General features: G+C 64.1%; 15 protein-coding genes and 1 tRNA gene. All 16 read left to right on the top strand.

Annotation, left to right across the window (positions count from 1 at the left end; genetic code table 11):
• The first annotated feature begins 3 nt into the window (after positions 1-3).
• The 16 genes from lapB (at position 4) to B447_RS01015 (ending at position 13710) form a co-directional block, all read left to right on the top strand.
• Entirely contained in the window at positions 4-1179 is a 1176-nt protein-coding gene (lapB, locus tag B447_RS01090; RefSeq protein WP_002923826.1) for a lipopolysaccharide assembly protein LapB, read from the top strand.
• A 70-nt stretch (positions 1180-1249) separates the two neighbouring features.
• Complete coding sequence (gene cysM, locus B447_RS01085; RefSeq protein WP_002935735.1) at positions 1250-2140, top strand: cysteine synthase CysM; 891 nt, start codon at positions 1250-1252, stop codon at positions 2138-2140.
• The gene (locus B447_RS01080; RefSeq protein WP_002935734.1) at positions 2124-4187 is read left to right on the top strand and encodes a hypothetical protein; all 2064 of its coding nucleotides are present in this window, start codon (positions 2124-2126) and stop codon (positions 4185-4187) included. Before cysM ends, B447_RS01080 begins: the two co-directional genes overlap by 17 nt.
• A gap of 33 nt (positions 4188-4220) precedes the next feature.
• A complete protein-coding gene (locus tag B447_RS01075; RefSeq protein ID WP_002935733.1) occupies positions 4221-4454 on the top strand; it encodes a hypothetical protein in 234 nt (77 codons plus the stop codon).
• A complete protein-coding gene (locus B447_RS01070) occupies positions 4451-4879 on the top strand; it encodes a YdbL family protein (RefSeq protein WP_002923834.1) in 429 nt (142 codons plus the stop codon). Before B447_RS01075 ends, B447_RS01070 begins: the two co-directional genes overlap by 4 nt.
• The gene (locus tag B447_RS01065; RefSeq protein WP_198291734.1) at positions 4879-5667 is read left to right on the top strand and encodes a 3'-5' exonuclease; all 789 of its coding nucleotides are present in this window, start codon (positions 4879-4881) and stop codon (positions 5665-5667) included. The genes B447_RS01070 and B447_RS01065 overlap by 1 nt, the downstream gene beginning before the upstream one ends.
• Before the next feature lie 40 nt (positions 5668-5707).
• Positions 5708-5950 carry a GlsB/YeaQ/YmgE family stress response membrane protein gene (locus B447_RS01060; RefSeq protein ID WP_002935731.1) on the top strand — a complete coding sequence of 81 codons (243 nt, stop codon included), beginning with the start codon at positions 5708-5710 and terminating at the stop codon, positions 5948-5950.
• Between the two features lie 78 nt (positions 5951-6028).
• Positions 6029-6105, top strand: a tRNA-Val gene (locus B447_RS01055).
• A gap of 175 nt (positions 6106-6280) precedes the next feature.
• A complete protein-coding gene (thrS, locus tag B447_RS01050) occupies positions 6281-8197 on the top strand; it encodes a threonine--tRNA ligase (RefSeq protein WP_002935730.1) in 1917 nt (638 codons plus the stop codon).
• A 26-nt stretch (positions 8198-8223) separates the two neighbouring features.
• Positions 8224-8745 carry a translation initiation factor IF-3 gene (gene infC / locus B447_RS01045; RefSeq protein ID WP_083485713.1) on the top strand — a complete coding sequence of 174 codons (522 nt, stop codon included), beginning with the start codon at positions 8224-8226 and terminating at the stop codon, positions 8743-8745.
• Positions 8746-8900: 155 nt separating this feature from the next.
• Positions 8901-9098: a 50S ribosomal protein L35 gene (gene rpmI, locus B447_RS01040; RefSeq protein WP_002923845.1), complete on the top strand. Its 198-nt coding sequence runs from the start codon at positions 8901-8903 to the stop codon at positions 9096-9098.
• Positions 9099-9110: 12 nt separating this feature from the next.
• Positions 9111-9470, top strand: coding sequence for a 50S ribosomal protein L20 (gene rplT, locus B447_RS01035; RefSeq protein WP_002923846.1), 360 nt, complete (start codon positions 9111-9113; stop codon positions 9468-9470).
• Between the two features lie 96 nt (positions 9471-9566).
• Entirely contained in the window at positions 9567-10598 is a 1032-nt protein-coding gene (pheS, locus tag B447_RS01030; protein WP_002935728.1) for a phenylalanine--tRNA ligase subunit alpha, read from the top strand.
• Between the two features lie 53 nt (positions 10599-10651).
• Complete coding sequence (gene pheT / locus B447_RS01025; protein WP_002935721.1) at positions 10652-13042, top strand: phenylalanine--tRNA ligase subunit beta; 2391 nt, start codon at positions 10652-10654, stop codon at positions 13040-13042.
• 1 nt (position 13043) lies between these two features.
• Entirely contained in the window at positions 13044-13349 is a 306-nt protein-coding gene (locus tag B447_RS01020) for an integration host factor subunit alpha (RefSeq protein ID WP_002923852.1), read from the top strand.
• Positions 13330-13710: a MerR family transcriptional regulator gene (locus B447_RS01015; RefSeq protein ID WP_002923855.1), complete on the top strand. Its 381-nt coding sequence runs from the start codon at positions 13330-13332 to the stop codon at positions 13708-13710. The genes B447_RS01020 and B447_RS01015 overlap by 20 nt, the downstream gene beginning before the upstream one ends.
• Positions 13711-13721 lie beyond the last annotated feature (11 nt).

Below are 13721 nucleotides of genomic sequence, written 5' to 3'. Positions count from 1 at the left end.
CTCATGGAAATCGAGTTCTGGTGGCTTCTGGCCCTGCCGCTGTTCTTCGCGCTCGGCTGGTTGGCTGCGCGCATTGATATTCGTCAGGTCGTCAAGGAGTCGCGCTCCCTGCCGCGCTCCTATCTGAGCGGACTCAACTTCCTGCTCAACGAGCAGCCCGACAAGGCGATCGACGCCTTCGTCGAGGCAGTACGCATCGACCCGCACACGGTTGAGCTCCATTTTGCGCTCGGCAGCCTGTTCCGGCGTCGTGGAGAGACCGACCGCGCGATCCGTATCCACCAACTGCTCGTCGATCGCGAAGACCTCAGCGAGGAGCAGCGCCTGCAGGCCCTGGGCGAGCTTGGCCAGGATTTCCTCAAGGCGGGACTGCTCGATCGCGCCGAGGCCGTCTTCGTGCGGCTGCGCGGCACGCCGGCGAACGACGTCGCGCTGCGTTACCTGCTGGAGATTTACCAGCAGGAGAAGGATTGGGCCAAGGCGATCGATGTCGCGCAGGCCCTGCCTCAACACGAGAGTCACCTGTGGCGCACCGAGGTCGCCAACTTTCACTGCGAGCTTGCTGCGGCCGCGATGGCCAACTCCCGCCCCGATGAGGCTGGCGGGCACCTGGAGCGGGCGTTTGTGGTCAATCCACGTAGTGTACGGGCCAGTCTGCTGCTTGGTGATCTGCACGCCGCGAACGGCGACGATGAGGCAGCACTCGAAGCCTGGAAGCGGGTGGAGAACCAGAACCCGATCTACCTTTCGCTGGTCGCCGAGCGTGTCATGGAGGCCTATGGCAGGCGCGGCCTGGTGGAGCAGGGGCATCAGCTGCTGAGCGCCTGGCTGTCGTCCCATGCCTCGCTGGATTTGCTCGACGAGCTCTTTCAGTGGGAGATGGAGCGCGAAGGGCCGAAGGCGGCATACGAGCTGGTGCGTGAGGAGTTGCGGCGCAATCCGACCCTGCTCGGTCTGGACAAACTGCTTGAGGCAGCCCTGCTTGCCGCTCCCGTCGAGCAGCGTGGCGATATCGAACTGGTCAAGCAGTTGATCCATGGCCACACCCGGCGCGTGGCCCGTTATCGGTGCGACGCGTGTGGTTTCAAGGCACGCCAGTTCCACTGGCGTTGCCCTGCCTGCGGTGGCTGGGAAACCTACCCGCCGCGACGAACGGAAGAGTTCGATCTCGTGCCCTGAGCATCGTCTCCGCGTTCGATCGCGGTAAACATCCAGTGTCTCCCCTTTCCAACGAGCGCGAATGAACACAATGGACTTCAGGACCCTAGAAGACTACGTCGGCCACACTCCGCTGGTGCGCCTCAAGCGCATCAACGCCGGCCGCAACAATGTGATCCTCGCCAAGCTCGAGGGCAACAACCCGGCGGGCTCGGTCAAGGACCGTCCGGCGCTGTCGATGGTGATGCGGGCGGAGGCTCGCGGAGACATCAAGCCCGGCGATACGCTGATCGAAGCCACCAGTGGCAATACCGGGATCGCGCTGGCGATGGCTGCCGCGATGCGCGGTTACCGCATGATCCTGGTGATGCCCGAGAACCAGAGCGTGGAAAGGCGCCAGACCATGCGCGCGTTCGGCGCAGAGCTCGTGCTCACGCCGACCTCGGGCGGGATGGAGATGGCGCGCGATATCGCCGAGCGTATGCGCGACGAGGGCAAGGGCATCATCCTTGATCAGTTTGCCAATCCGGACAACCCGCTCGCCCATTACGAGGGCACGGGGCCCGAGATCTGGGAGCAGACCGCTGGTACGGTGACGCACTTCGTCAGCTCGATGGGCACGACGGGCACCATCATGGGTACCTCCCGGTTCCTCAAGGAGAAGAACCCGGCGGTTTGCATCATCGGTTGCGAGCCCGAGGAGGGTTCGCAGATTCCCGGTATCCGCAAGTGGCCGGAGGCCTATCTGCCGCGGATCTTCGAGCGTCCACGCGTCGATCGGGTCGAGCGTGTGAGTCAGGCCGAGGCCGAGGAGATGACGCGCCGGCTGGCGCGCGAGGAAGGCATCTTCGCAGGCATCTCGTCGGGCGGGTCGCTGCATGTCGCGCTGCGCGTAGCAGCGCAGGTCGAGAACGCGGTGATCGTCTCGATTGTCTGCGACCGTGGCGACCGTTACCTGTCGACGGGTGTCTTCCCCGCCTGAGCTCTCGCGGCGCGGCACGGTCTGCCGGGGCCGGCTGCTCATTCTGTTCCTGCTGTCGGCGGCTGTGCTGTGGTCACTTGCGCCCGCGGCTGCCGTCGACCGCCTGGCGCTGCGCCTGGGCGACCTCGCCAGCCCGATGCTGGCCCTGCAGCGGCTCAGCCTGGAATACGAGTCTGGCGCGGCGGTGTTGCGCGTGGACCGGCTGCGCCTGGGGCAGCGACAGTGGCGCGACCTGGCGTTGCGCTGCAGCCATGCCACCCTGACGTTCGATGCGGTGCACTGCGGCGCTGCGCGCCTGAGCGTCGCCGGCAGGGTTTTGCCGCTGGTGGCCGAGCTTGAGCTGGCTGGTGATGGTCGAGGCGAGCTCGGTCTGACCTTCGCCGATGGCGGGCGACTCGGACTCACCTTCGAGGGTGGCGTCCTGCGGGCGAGGGCGGATCGGCTTGCTCTGGACAAGCTGCACGCGGTGCTGGCGGGTCTGGACGCCGACATCGACACACTCTTCGAGCGTTTCCGCCCTGTTGCTACCCTGGATGGGGAATTGCGCTGGGGTGCAGACGGCAATTCGCCTGCGCGCGTCAGCATCGATGTGCGCCTGTTCGATGCCGGCTTCGGTAGCGCGGACGGTTTGCAGGCGGGCGAGTCGCTCGAGCTCGCAATCTCAGGCACGGCACGGGCGCTCGACGACGGTTGGGCGTGGCAGGGCGAGGTCGAGTGGCGACATGGGGCCGCCTATCTGCACCCGCTGTACCTCGAGGCTGGCCCGAGCGTGCGTGCGCAGGGGCGCCTGCAGGGCGGGGTCGTCGTCGTGGAGCGCGGCGAGGTGGCGCTGGAGGGGGTGGGCAGGCTGGATGCGAGTGCGCGTGTCGAGCTCGACACGGCAGCCGTACTCGAGCTTGAACTCGAACTGACCAACGCTGACCTCGGTGTGCTTGGGCCGCGCTGGATCGCGCCCTTGATTGCGCCGGCGAGTGCCGACCGCATGTACTTCGGCGGACAACTGGACGGGTTGTTACGGCTGCAGGACGGGGTATTGGCCCAAATCGATGTCCGGCTGGAAGGTGCTGGGTTCGGTTTCGTCGGCGCTGCGGGCGGGGGCGGCTTCGCGCTTGGGCCGGTCGGTGGCACCCTCGCGTGGCACGCAGGTGCGAGCACTTCAAGCCGGCTGCGGATTGGTGGTGGGCAATGGGAGCGAATCGCGCTGGGCAGTTTCGAGCTCGAGGCCAGCCTCGACGGGCGCTCGCTGAGCCTGGCGCCCGCCCGTTTGCCTGTGCTCGACGGCGCCCTCGTCATCGAACACCTCACGCTCGCGCACACGGATGCCGGTTGGCAGGGCGTGGGGGGCGTGGTGATCGAGCCGGTGTCGATGCCGCTTCTGACCGAGGCCCTCGAGATGCCACGGATGGGGGGCGTGCTCGCGGCTTCCCTGCCCGACGTACGGGTCAGTCCGGGTGAAATTACGTTGAATGGTGCGCTCGTCGTATCGGTGTTCGATGGCTATCTTCAGGCCACCGGCCTGCGTCTTGTCGAGCCCTTCGGGGTTGCTTCGCATTTGAGCGCGGACATCGAGGGGCGCCGTCTCGACCTTTCCCAATTGACCGATACCTTCAGTTTCGGCAGCGTCACGGGCTTCGTGGACCTGAGCCTCGCAGGCCTGGAGTTGGTGCGTTGGCGTCCGGTGGCTTTCGATGCCCGTATCAGCAGCAGCCCGGGGCGCTATCCGCGTCGCATTAGCCAGCGTGCAGTGCAGAACATCAGCGCCCTGGGCGGTGGCGGGGCGATGGCGGCCGTTCAGCGCAGCCTGCTGGGCATCTTCGATACTTTCGGCTACCGCGAGCTCGGGCTGACATGCAGGTTGCGCGCCGGTGTATGCATGATGGATGGTGTGGAGGGCGGCGCGCGCGCGGATGGCGGCTTCGTGATCGTGCGTGGCGGGGGCGTCCCGGCGCTGGATGTCATCGGCTACAATCGACGCGTCAATTGGAACGAGTTGGTTGAACGCCTGCAGCGCGTCATGGCCGACAACGTCTCTCCCGAACTGCGCTGAGCGCCGGCTTCCGAACCCATGCAGGAGGATCCCGTGGCATCCAATTCCGTTTCGTCCGCCGTGCCCATGCCGTCCCAGGCTGCGCCGTGGCTGCGTCGCCTAGCCGTCACGGTGCTCGCCGTCGCGGCCTCGGCCTGTGTCACCATCAACATCTATTTTCCTGCCGCAGCGGCCGAGAAGGCGGCCGATCGCATCATCGACGAGGTGTGGCAGCTGCGCGAGGGTGCTGCAGCCGAGACGCCCGCCGCACAAGGAGATTCCAAATGAACCTGTCGATGGTACTCACACGCTGGTGCGTGCTGCTGTGTCTGGCGCTCGGAGGCATGAGCGCCGTTCATGCCCAGGGTAACCTCGAGATCGATACGCCTGCAGTCTCGGCGCTACGGCAGTCGATGCAGCAGCGTCACGCCCAGCTTGCGCCGCTTTACGCGGCGGGGGCAATCGGTCTTGCCGCCGATGGCAGTGTCGCGCTGCGCGACGCCAGCGCGATCCCGCTGGCGCAGCGCGCGCAAGCGAATAGCCTGCTCGCCGCAGAGAACGCCGATCGTGCGGCGCTGTATCGCGAGATCGCGCGCGCCAATGGCCGTCCCGAGTGGGAGGCCGATGTCCGGCGCACTTTTGCGCAACGCTGGATCGACCGCGCGCAGCCCGGCTGGTACGTGCAGCAGGGCGGCAACTGGGTCCGCAAGTGATGCCCGTCCTCGTTTTTGACATCGAGACCATTCCGGATGTCCACGGCATTCGCGCGCTCGGTGAGCTGCCTGCCGCACTGTCGGATTTCGAGGTCGCGGAGTGGGCCTTCCAGCAGCGCCGGGCGAGCCATGGCACGGATTTCCTGCCTCACCACCTGCAGCGCGTGGTGACGATTTCCTGTGTGCTGCGCGACGCACAGCACTTCCGCGTGTTCTCGCTGTCCGAGCCGGATGTGGGCGAGGGCGAGATCATCCAGCGTTTTTTCGATGGGATCGAGCGCTACACGCCGCAGATCGTGTCGTGGAACGGCGGCGGCTTCGACCTCCCGGTGCTGCATTACCGTGGCCTGCTCCATGGTGTCTGTGCGCCGCGCTACTGGGATCAGGGTGAGGGTGACTACCACGACTCGCGCGATTTCAAGTGGAACAACTACATCGGGCGCTACCACAGCCGCCATCTCGATCTCATGGACCTGCTCGCCATGTATCAGCCGCGCGCCAATGCGCCGCTGGATGACCTGGCCAAGCTGATGGGGTATCCGGGCAAGCTCGGCATGGACGGTTCAGCAGTCTGGCAGGCCTTCCAGGACGGACGGGTTGCCGAGATCCGCGACTATTGCGAGACGGATGTGGTCAATACTTATCTGGTATACCTGCGGTTCGAACGCATGCGCGGTCACCTCGACGCCAAGGCGTGGGCCGACGAGGTCGAGGTCGTGCGCAGCGCGTTGGCGCGGCTGGATGCACCGCACTGGCGGCAGTTTTTGGAGGCCTGGCCGACGGCGTGAGCGCCTGGGCCGGCCAAGGGTACTTCGGAAGGGGCGCTTCATGGACATCCTCGGCACCATTCTCATCGGCCTCATTGTGGGCCTCATCGCACGCCTGCTGCATCCCGGAAAGGACGGGCTGGGGCTCATCATGACGGCCTTGTTGGGTATTGGCGGCTCGATGCTCGCCACCTATGGGGGGCAGTTCCTCGGGATCTACCATGCCGGAGAGGCTGCCGGCTTCGTTGGTGCGGTCGTGGGCGCAGTAGTGATCCTGTTCGTGGTGCGCCGGCTCAAAGCCTGAGGACAATCCAGCTTGTAGCGATTCTTCAAAAAAGTCTTTGACAACGCTGAAGAGCTGTCTATAATGCGTGTCTTCAGCAGGCGCGTAGCTCAGTTGGTTAGAGCACCACCTTGACATGGTGGGGGTCGTTGGTTCGAATCCAATCGCGCCTACCAAGATTTTGGAGTCGATTCATGTTCCGAACTACCACTCAGGCCGGAAACTGATCAGGTCGGCTCCGCTTGTCTGCTAGAGAAAAAAGCGCGCCTAGACCGCGCTTTTTTTTCGTCCACAATTTTGCATCGCATCCCGGTCGTTGGTCGGGACTGAATCCGGATCGAGGCTCAAGTCATGCCCAACATCACGCTCCCTGACGGTTCTGTACGCAGCTTCGATCACCCCGTGACGGTGGGGGAAGTGGCTGCCTCGATCGGCGCGGGTCTGGCCAAGGCGGCCTTGGCGGGCCGGGTTGGTGATCGTCTCGTCGATCTCTCTCATCGTTTGGAGACAGATGCGGCGCTGGCGATCGTTACCGACAAGTCCGAGGACGGGCTGGAGATCATTCGCCACTCCACGGCGCACCTGCTTGCGCACGCGGTGAAGGAGCTCTTCCCGGAGGCGCAGGTCACGATCGGCCCGGTCATCGATAACGGCTTTTACTACGACTTCTCTTACAAGCGCCCGTTTACGCCTGAGGATATCGCCGCGATCGAGGCGCGCATGAACGAGATCGCCAGGCGCGAGATCCAGGTGCATCGCGAGGTATGGTCGCGCGACAAGGCGGTGGAGTTCTTCAAGGGTATCGGCGAGCACTACAAGGCGGAGATCATTGCCTCGATTCCGGCCAATGAGGATGTCTCGCTCTATCGACAGGGCGACTTCATCGACCTGTGTCGCGGGCCGCATGTGCCGTCGACCGGTAAGCTCAAGGTTTTCAAGCTAACCAAGCTGGCCGGAGCCTATTGGCGGGGCGACTCGAAGAACGAGATGCTGCAGCGTGTGTATGGCACGGCATGGGCAAAGAAGGACGAGCTCGACGCCTACCTGCACATGATCGAGGAGGCTGAGAAGCGCGACCACCGCAAGCTCGGTCGCCAGCTCGATCTCTTCCATATCCAGGATGAGGCGCCGGGCATGGTGTTCTGGCATGCCAAGGGTTGGACGCTGTGGCAGCAGGTCGAGCAGTACATGCGCAGGATCATCTGCGAGCATGGCTACCAGGAAGTGAAGACGCCGCAGATCGTCGATCGCTCGCTGTGGGAGAAGTCGGGTCACTGGGGAATGTACTCGGACCTGATGTTCACCACGCAGTCCGAGAAGCGCGACTATGCCGTCAAGCCGATGAACTGCCCTTGTCACATCCAGATCTTCAACCAGGGTCTGAAGAGCTATCGTGACCTGCCGCTGCGCATGGCCGAGTTCGGCTCCTGCCATCGCAATGAGCCCTCTGGGTCGCTGCACGGCATCATGCGCGTGCGCAACTTCGTGCAGGACGACGCACACATCTTCTGTGCCGAGGGTCAGGTGCAGGCCGAGTCGGCCGAGTTCATTCGCCTGCTGCAGAAGGTCTATTCCGATTTTGGTTTCACCGACGTGCTGGTCAAGCTGTCCACGCGGCCGGAGAAGCGTGTCGGTACCGACGAGCAGTGGGATGCCGCCGAGGCGGCGCTCGCGGCGGCGCTCGACGCACAGGGGCTCAGCTACGACCTGCAGCCGGGCGAGGGGGCCTTTTATGGACCCAAGATCGAGTTCTCGCTCAAGGATAGCCTGGGGCGCGTGTGGCAGTGCGGTACCTTGCAGCTCGATTTCAACCTGCCGGTGCGGCTTGGTGCCGAGTACGTGGACGAGGACAACACCAAAAAGGTGCCGGTCATGCTGCACCGCGCCATCCTCGGTTCGCTCGAGCGCTTCATCGGCATCCTGATCGAGAACCACGCCGGCGCCATGCCGCTGTGGCTTGCGCCGGTGCAGGCCGTGGTGATGAACATTTCCGAGGCCCAGGGTGAGTATGCGGCTGACGTCGTTGCCAGGCTCAGGAAAGCGGGCTTCCGCGTCGAGGCGGATTTGCGCAACGAGAAGATTAACTATAAAATCCGAGAACATAGCGTGCAGAAGCTGCCTTACCAGATCGTCATTGGCGACAAGGAAAAAGCAGCGGGCCTGGTGGCCGTACGTGCGCGGGGTGGCCAGGATCTTGGCCAAATGTCCCTCGATTCGCTGATCGAATGCTGGCTTCGCGAGGTTGAAGCGAAGGCCGGTGCGGTCTGATTTTGGTTTTCGTGGAGAGTTGAACCATCGCTCAAGATAAGAAGCAGCGCGTAAATAGGGAGATCAACGCGCCCGAGGTCCGGCTGGTTGGCGAAGAAGGCGAACAGCTCGGAATCGTGTCCCTGAACGCAGCCCTGAACATGGCCGAAGAGGCCGGGCTGGACCTTGTCGAAATTGCTCCCATGGCTGCACCGCCGGTGTGCAAGCTGATGGATTTCGGTAAGTTCAAGTATCAGGAACAGAAAAAGGCCCACGAAGCCCGACTCAAGCAGAAACAGGTTCAGGTCAAGGAGGTCAAGCTCCGTCCCGGAACCGACGAAAACGACTACCAGATCAAGCTGCGCAACCTCAAGCGCTTCCTGGATGAAGGCGACAAGTGCAAGGTGACCTTGCGCTTCCGCGGCCGCGAGATGGCCCACCAGGAGTTCGGTCTGCGTCAGCTCGAGCGCATCAAGGCGGACCTTGAAGAACAGGGTCAGGTCGAACAGATGCCGAAGATGGAAGGGCGCCAGATGATCATGATCATCGCGCCAAAGAAGAAGCACTGAGCCGCGCGGCTCGGTTGTGACGAAATTGCCTCGCAAGGGGTGAGACCGCTGGCCGGAATGGTCCTGCCGGCGGAAAACAAGTGGTGCCGGGTAACAAAATGCGTCGGGGCTCATCGGCGCTACCTGGTGTCATCCAAAAACATGGAGTCTCAGCAATGCCCAAGATGAAGACCAAGAGCGGCGCCAAGAAGCGCTTCAAGGTCCGCTCCAGCGGTGGGATCAAGCGGTCCCAGGCGTTCAAGCGCCACATCCTGACCAAGAAAACGACCAAGGCGAAGCGTCAGCTGCGCGGCATGACCGAAGTTCATGCTGCCGATGAAAAGCTGATTCGTGCCATGCTTCCGTACGCTTGATAGGAGACCGCAATGCCTCGCGTTAAACGTGGTGTAACCGCCCGCGCTCGTCACAAGAAAGTCCTCGTCCAGGCCAAGGGTTATCGTGGCCGTCGCAAGAACGTCTATCGCATCGCCAAGCAGGCGGTGATGAAGGCTGGCCAGTACGCCTACCGCGACCGTCGTCAGCGCAAGCGTCAGTTCCGTGCCCTGTGGATCGCCCGTATCAACGCGGCTGCCCGCGAGATCGGCCTGACCTACAGCACCTTCATGAATGGCCTGAAGAAGGCTGCGATCGAGATCGACCGCAAGGTGCTGGCCGACCTGGCTGTGTTCGACAAGCCGGCTTTTGCCGCGATTGCCGAACAAGCCCGGGCCAAACTCGCTGCGTAATCGAACGCAGTCCGAAAAAAGGAGGCCTGGCCTCCTTTTTTTTTCTGAACTTTGCACGACTTTCCACGCAACACCGCATTCGGCCAGGGCAGGAACATGGAACAGCTCGATCAACTCGTACAACAGGCGACGCTCGATTTCTCCGCCGCCGCCGATGGCGCGCAGCTCGAACAGGCCAAGGCGCGCTACCTGGGCAAGGCGGGTTCGCTCACCGAGCGCCTGAAGTCGCTCGGCAAGCTCGAGCCCGAGGCCAGGCGCGAAGCGGGTGCCGCGATCAATGCCGCCAAGGTGGCCATCGAGGGGGCGCTCGAGGCCAGGCGCAATGCGCTGCGCGAGGCGTCGCTGCTGGCCCAGCTCGCTGCCGAGGCGCTCGACGTGACCCTACCGGGGCGCGGTGGCGTCCAGGGCGGGCTGCATCCGGTGAGTCGTACGCTGGAGCGCATCGAGCAGCTGTTCGCGTCGATCGGCTTCGTCGTTGCCGACGGCCCCGAGATCGAGACCGACTGGCACAACTTTACCGCGCTCAACACCCCTGAGAACCATCCGGCGCGCTCCATGCACGACACCTTCTACCTCGAAGGGCACGACGACGTGCTGCTGCGCACGCACACCAGTCCTGTGCAGATCCGTGCGATGCAGGCGCATGTCGAGCGTTGCAAGGATCTCGACGCCATGCCCGATCTGCGCGTCATTGCGCCCGGACGGGTGTTCCGGGTGGATTCCGATGCTACGCATTCGCCGATGTTCCATCAGGTCGAAGGCCTGTGGGTGGGCGAGAAGGTGAGCTTTGCCGATCTCAAGGGCGTGGTGGCCGACTTCCTGCGCCGCTTCTTCGAGACCGATGACCTGCAGGTCCGTTTCCGCCCCTCCTTCTTCCCGTTTACCGAGCCCTCGGCCGAGATCGACGTCGCTTTCATGAGCGGCGCACTGGAAGGTCGTTGGCTGGAGATCGCGGGTTGCGGCGTGGTGCATCCGAACGTACTGCGTTTCGGTGGCATTGACCCCGAGCGCTACACCGGCTTTGCCTTCGGGATGGGGCCGGATCGCCTGACCATGCTGCGCTACGGTGTCAACGACCTGCGCCTGTTCTTCGAGGGTGACCTGCGCTTCCTGGGCCAGTTCCGCTGAGCCTGCGCTGCCCCCTCGCATCGCCCAATTCACGCAATCCGGGTTAAGGAATCATGCAATTCTCTGAACAGTGGCTGCGGACCTTCGTCGATCCGCAACTCGATAGCGCCCAACTTGGCCACCTGCTGACGATGGCGGGCCTTGAGGTCGAGGAGGCCGAGCCGGCGGCACCCGCTTTCAGCGGCGTGGTGGTCGCGCGCATTGTCGAGGCCGACAAGCACCCCAACGCGGACAAGCTCAAGCTGTGCAAGGTCGATGCCGGTGGCGCCGAGCTGTTGCAGATCGTTTGCGGGGCGCCCAATGCCGCGGCCGGCATGAAGGTGCCGTGCGCCCGCGTGGGTGCCGTGCTGCCGGGCGATTTCTCCATCAAGGCTGCCAAGCTGCGTGGAGTGGAGTCCTTCGGCATGCTGTGTTCGGCGCGCGAGCTTGGGCTCTCGGAAGATCATGGCGGCCTTTATGCCCTGCCCGATGACGCCCCTGTGGGCGCGGACATCCGCGATTACCTGGGGCTGGACGACACCCTGTTCACCATCAAGCTCACCCCCAACCGCGCCGACTGCCTGAGCCTGTCGGGCGTCGCACGCGAGGTGGCGGCGGTGACCGGTGTCGAGTTGCGCCCCGTGGCGGTCATCCCGGTCGCACCGAGCTTCGAGGCCCGTCGCGGCATCGTGCTCGATGCACCGCAGGCCTGCCCGCGTTACTGTGGTCGCATCCTGCGCGGCGTCGATGCGCGCGCACGCACGCCGGAATGGATGGTGCGCCGACTGGCACGCAGTGGCATCCGTGCGATCAGCGCGCTGGTCGATGTCACCAACTACGTCATGCTCGAGCTCGGCCAGCCGCTGCATGCCTTTGACAACACCCGACTGCAGGGCGCGATCCACGTTCGCTTGCCGCAGGAGGGCGAAACGGTCCTGCTGCTCAATGAGCAAACCGTGACGCCCGCGGTTGACACGCTGCTCATCGCCGACGAATCGCGCGCGCTTGCGCTGGCCGGCATCATGGGCGGTGAGGAGAGCGGCATCACGCTCGACACCACCGAGGTCTTTCTCGAGAGCGCGTTCTTCGCTCCCGATGCCATCGCCGGGCGGGCGCGCAGCTACGGCTTCAGTTCGGATGCCTCGCACCGCTTCGAGCGCGGCGTCGATTTCGAGCTGGCGCGCATTGCCATCGAGCGTGCGACCCGCCTCATCCTCGACATCTGCGGCGGCGAGGCCGGACCGGTTGAAGAGGCTGTCGCTGCCGACGCACTGCCGGCGCGCGCGCCGGTACGCTTGCGGCCGGCGCGCGCACGCCGTGTGCTCGGCATCACGCTGGACGACCAGGCGATGCTCGAACTCCTGCGGCGCGTTCACCTTGCAGTCGAGCGCAGCGGTGATGACTTCCTTGTGACGCCGCCGTCGTGGCGTTTCGATATCGAGATCGAGGAAGATCTTATCGAGGAGCTCGCGCGTCTTCACGGCTACGACAACATTCCCGCGGTTGCACCGCAGGGCAGCCTGATGATGCTGCCGCGCTCTGAGCGCAGCCGTCCGGTATGGGCGCTGCGCCATCTGGTGGCGGCGCGCGGCTATCAGGAGGTGATCAATTTTGCCTTCGTCGAGGAGGCCTGGGAGCGCGACTTCTGCGCCAACGAAGAACCGATCCGCCTCGCCAACCCGATCGCCAGCCAGCTCAGCGTCATGCGCTCGAGCCTGATCGGTGGCCTCATCGGCAACCTCGCCACCAACCGCAAGCGCCAGACCGACCGTGTACGCGTGTTCGAGATCGCTCGCACCTTCGAGCGCAAAGCTGACGGCGAGCCGGTTGCCGGTTTTCATCAGGTCATGAAGCTCGCCGCACTGGCGGCGGGCACGGTAGTGCCCGAGCAATGGGGCGAGAAGGCGCGCAACGTCGATTTCTACGATGTGAAGGGCGACCTTGAAGCGCTGTTCGCCCCGCGCCGGCTCGACTTCGAGCGCCTGTCGCATCCAGCCCTGCACCCCGGGCGCGCTGCAAGCGTCCGTCTCGACGGGCGCAGCATCGGCATCCTCGGCGAGCTGCACCCGGTCTGGGTGCAGCGCTATGAGCTCGGCAGTGTGCCGGTCGTATTCGAGATCGAGCTCGATGCACTGCTCGCTGCAGAGATGCCGGCCTGCGCCGAGATTTCCCGCATGCCCGCAGTGACTCGTGACCTCGCCCTTGTGGTGGGCGTGGAGGTCAATGCCGGCAAGGTCGTGGAGGTGCTGCGTGCCGCTGCGCCGGCCATCGTGCGCGAGATCGAGCTGTTCGATGTCTATCATGGCAAGGGCATCGACCCGGACAAGAAGAGTCTTGCCTTCAGGGTATCGATGCAAGATACTCAGCGCACACTCGAAGAGGGCGAAGTTGAGGCAGTCGTCACACTACTTGTCAGGCAGGCCGAAGCGGTACTCGGCGCACGCCTGCGTGGAGCAGGGGACTGACATGACTTTGACGAAGGCCGAACTCGCCGATCTGCTGTTCGATCAGGTCGGGCTGAACAAGCGCGAAGCCAAGGACATGGTCGAGGGCTTTTTCGAGGAGATCCGGATGGCGCTCGAGCGGGGCGACAGCGTGAAGCTGTCGGGCTTCGGCAACTTCCAGTTGCGTGACAAGCCCCAGCGCCCCGGGCGCAATCCCAAGACTGGCGAAGAGATCCCGATCACCGCCCGGCGGGTGGTCACCTTCCATGCCAGCCAGAAACTGAAGGCCGCGGTGGAGCAACTCAGCGATGCAAGCAAGCAGCCCTGAAATCGGCGTCGAAGCGCTGCCGCCAATTCCGGCGAAGCGCTATTTCACGATCGGAGAGGTCAGCGACCTTTGCTGCGTGAAGCCTCACGTCCTGCGCTATTGGGAGCAGGAGTTCACCCAGCTCAAGCCGGTCAAGCGGGGCGGCAACCGCCGTTACTACCAGCACCATGAGGTTCTGCTCATCCGGCGCATCCGGCAGCTGTTGTACCAGGAGGGTTTCACCATCTCCGGTGCGCGCAATCGCCTCGGCGAGTCTGCGATCCAGGAGCAGGAGAACGGGGTCGAGGTCGAGCGATACAAGGCGGTGGTGGCCGAGGTCCGTGCAGGCTTGGTCAAGGTGCTCGAGGTCTTGCGTGCATGAGCAATATTTCG

This window comes from Thauera sp. 27, from assembly GCF_000310125.2.
GTDB classification, from domain to species: domain Bacteria; phylum Pseudomonadota; class Gammaproteobacteria; order Burkholderiales; family Rhodocyclaceae; genus Thauera; species Thauera mechernichensis.
Note: the sequence above shows the minus strand (reverse complement) of the source record. Positions and strands in the feature narration are given on the sequence as shown.

Coding starts and splice junctions, on each gene's coding strand:
- lapB (WP_002923826.1), top strand. CDS start 4: ATGGAAATCGAGTTCTGGTGGCTTCTGGCCCTGCCGCTGTTCTTCGCG.
- cysM (WP_002935735.1), top strand. CDS start 1,250: ATGGACTTCAGGACCCTAGAAGACTACGTCGGCCACACTCCGCTGGTG.
- B447_RS01070 (WP_002923834.1), top strand. CDS start 4,451: ATGAACCTGTCGATGGTACTCACACGCTGGTGCGTGCTGCTGTGTCTG.
- B447_RS01065 (WP_198291734.1), top strand. CDS start 4,879: ATGCCCGTCCTCGTTTTTGACATCGAGACCATTCCGGATGTCCACGGC.
- B447_RS01060 (WP_002935731.1), top strand. CDS start 5,708: ATGGACATCCTCGGCACCATTCTCATCGGCCTCATTGTGGGCCTCATC.
- thrS (WP_002935730.1), top strand. CDS start 6,281: ATGCCCAACATCACGCTCCCTGACGGTTCTGTACGCAGCTTCGATCAC.
- rpmI (WP_002923845.1), top strand. CDS start 8,901: ATGCCCAAGATGAAGACCAAGAGCGGCGCCAAGAAGCGCTTCAAGGTC.
- rplT (WP_002923846.1), top strand. CDS start 9,111: ATGCCTCGCGTTAAACGTGGTGTAACCGCCCGCGCTCGTCACAAGAAA.
- pheS (WP_002935728.1), top strand. CDS start 9,567: ATGGAACAGCTCGATCAACTCGTACAACAGGCGACGCTCGATTTCTCC.
- pheT (WP_002935721.1), top strand. CDS start 10,652: ATGCAATTCTCTGAACAGTGGCTGCGGACCTTCGTCGATCCGCAACTC.
- B447_RS01020 (WP_002923852.1), top strand. CDS start 13,044: ATGACTTTGACGAAGGCCGAACTCGCCGATCTGCTGTTCGATCAGGTC.
- B447_RS01015 (WP_002923855.1), top strand. CDS start 13,330: ATGCAAGCAAGCAGCCCTGAAATCGGCGTCGAAGCGCTGCCGCCAATT.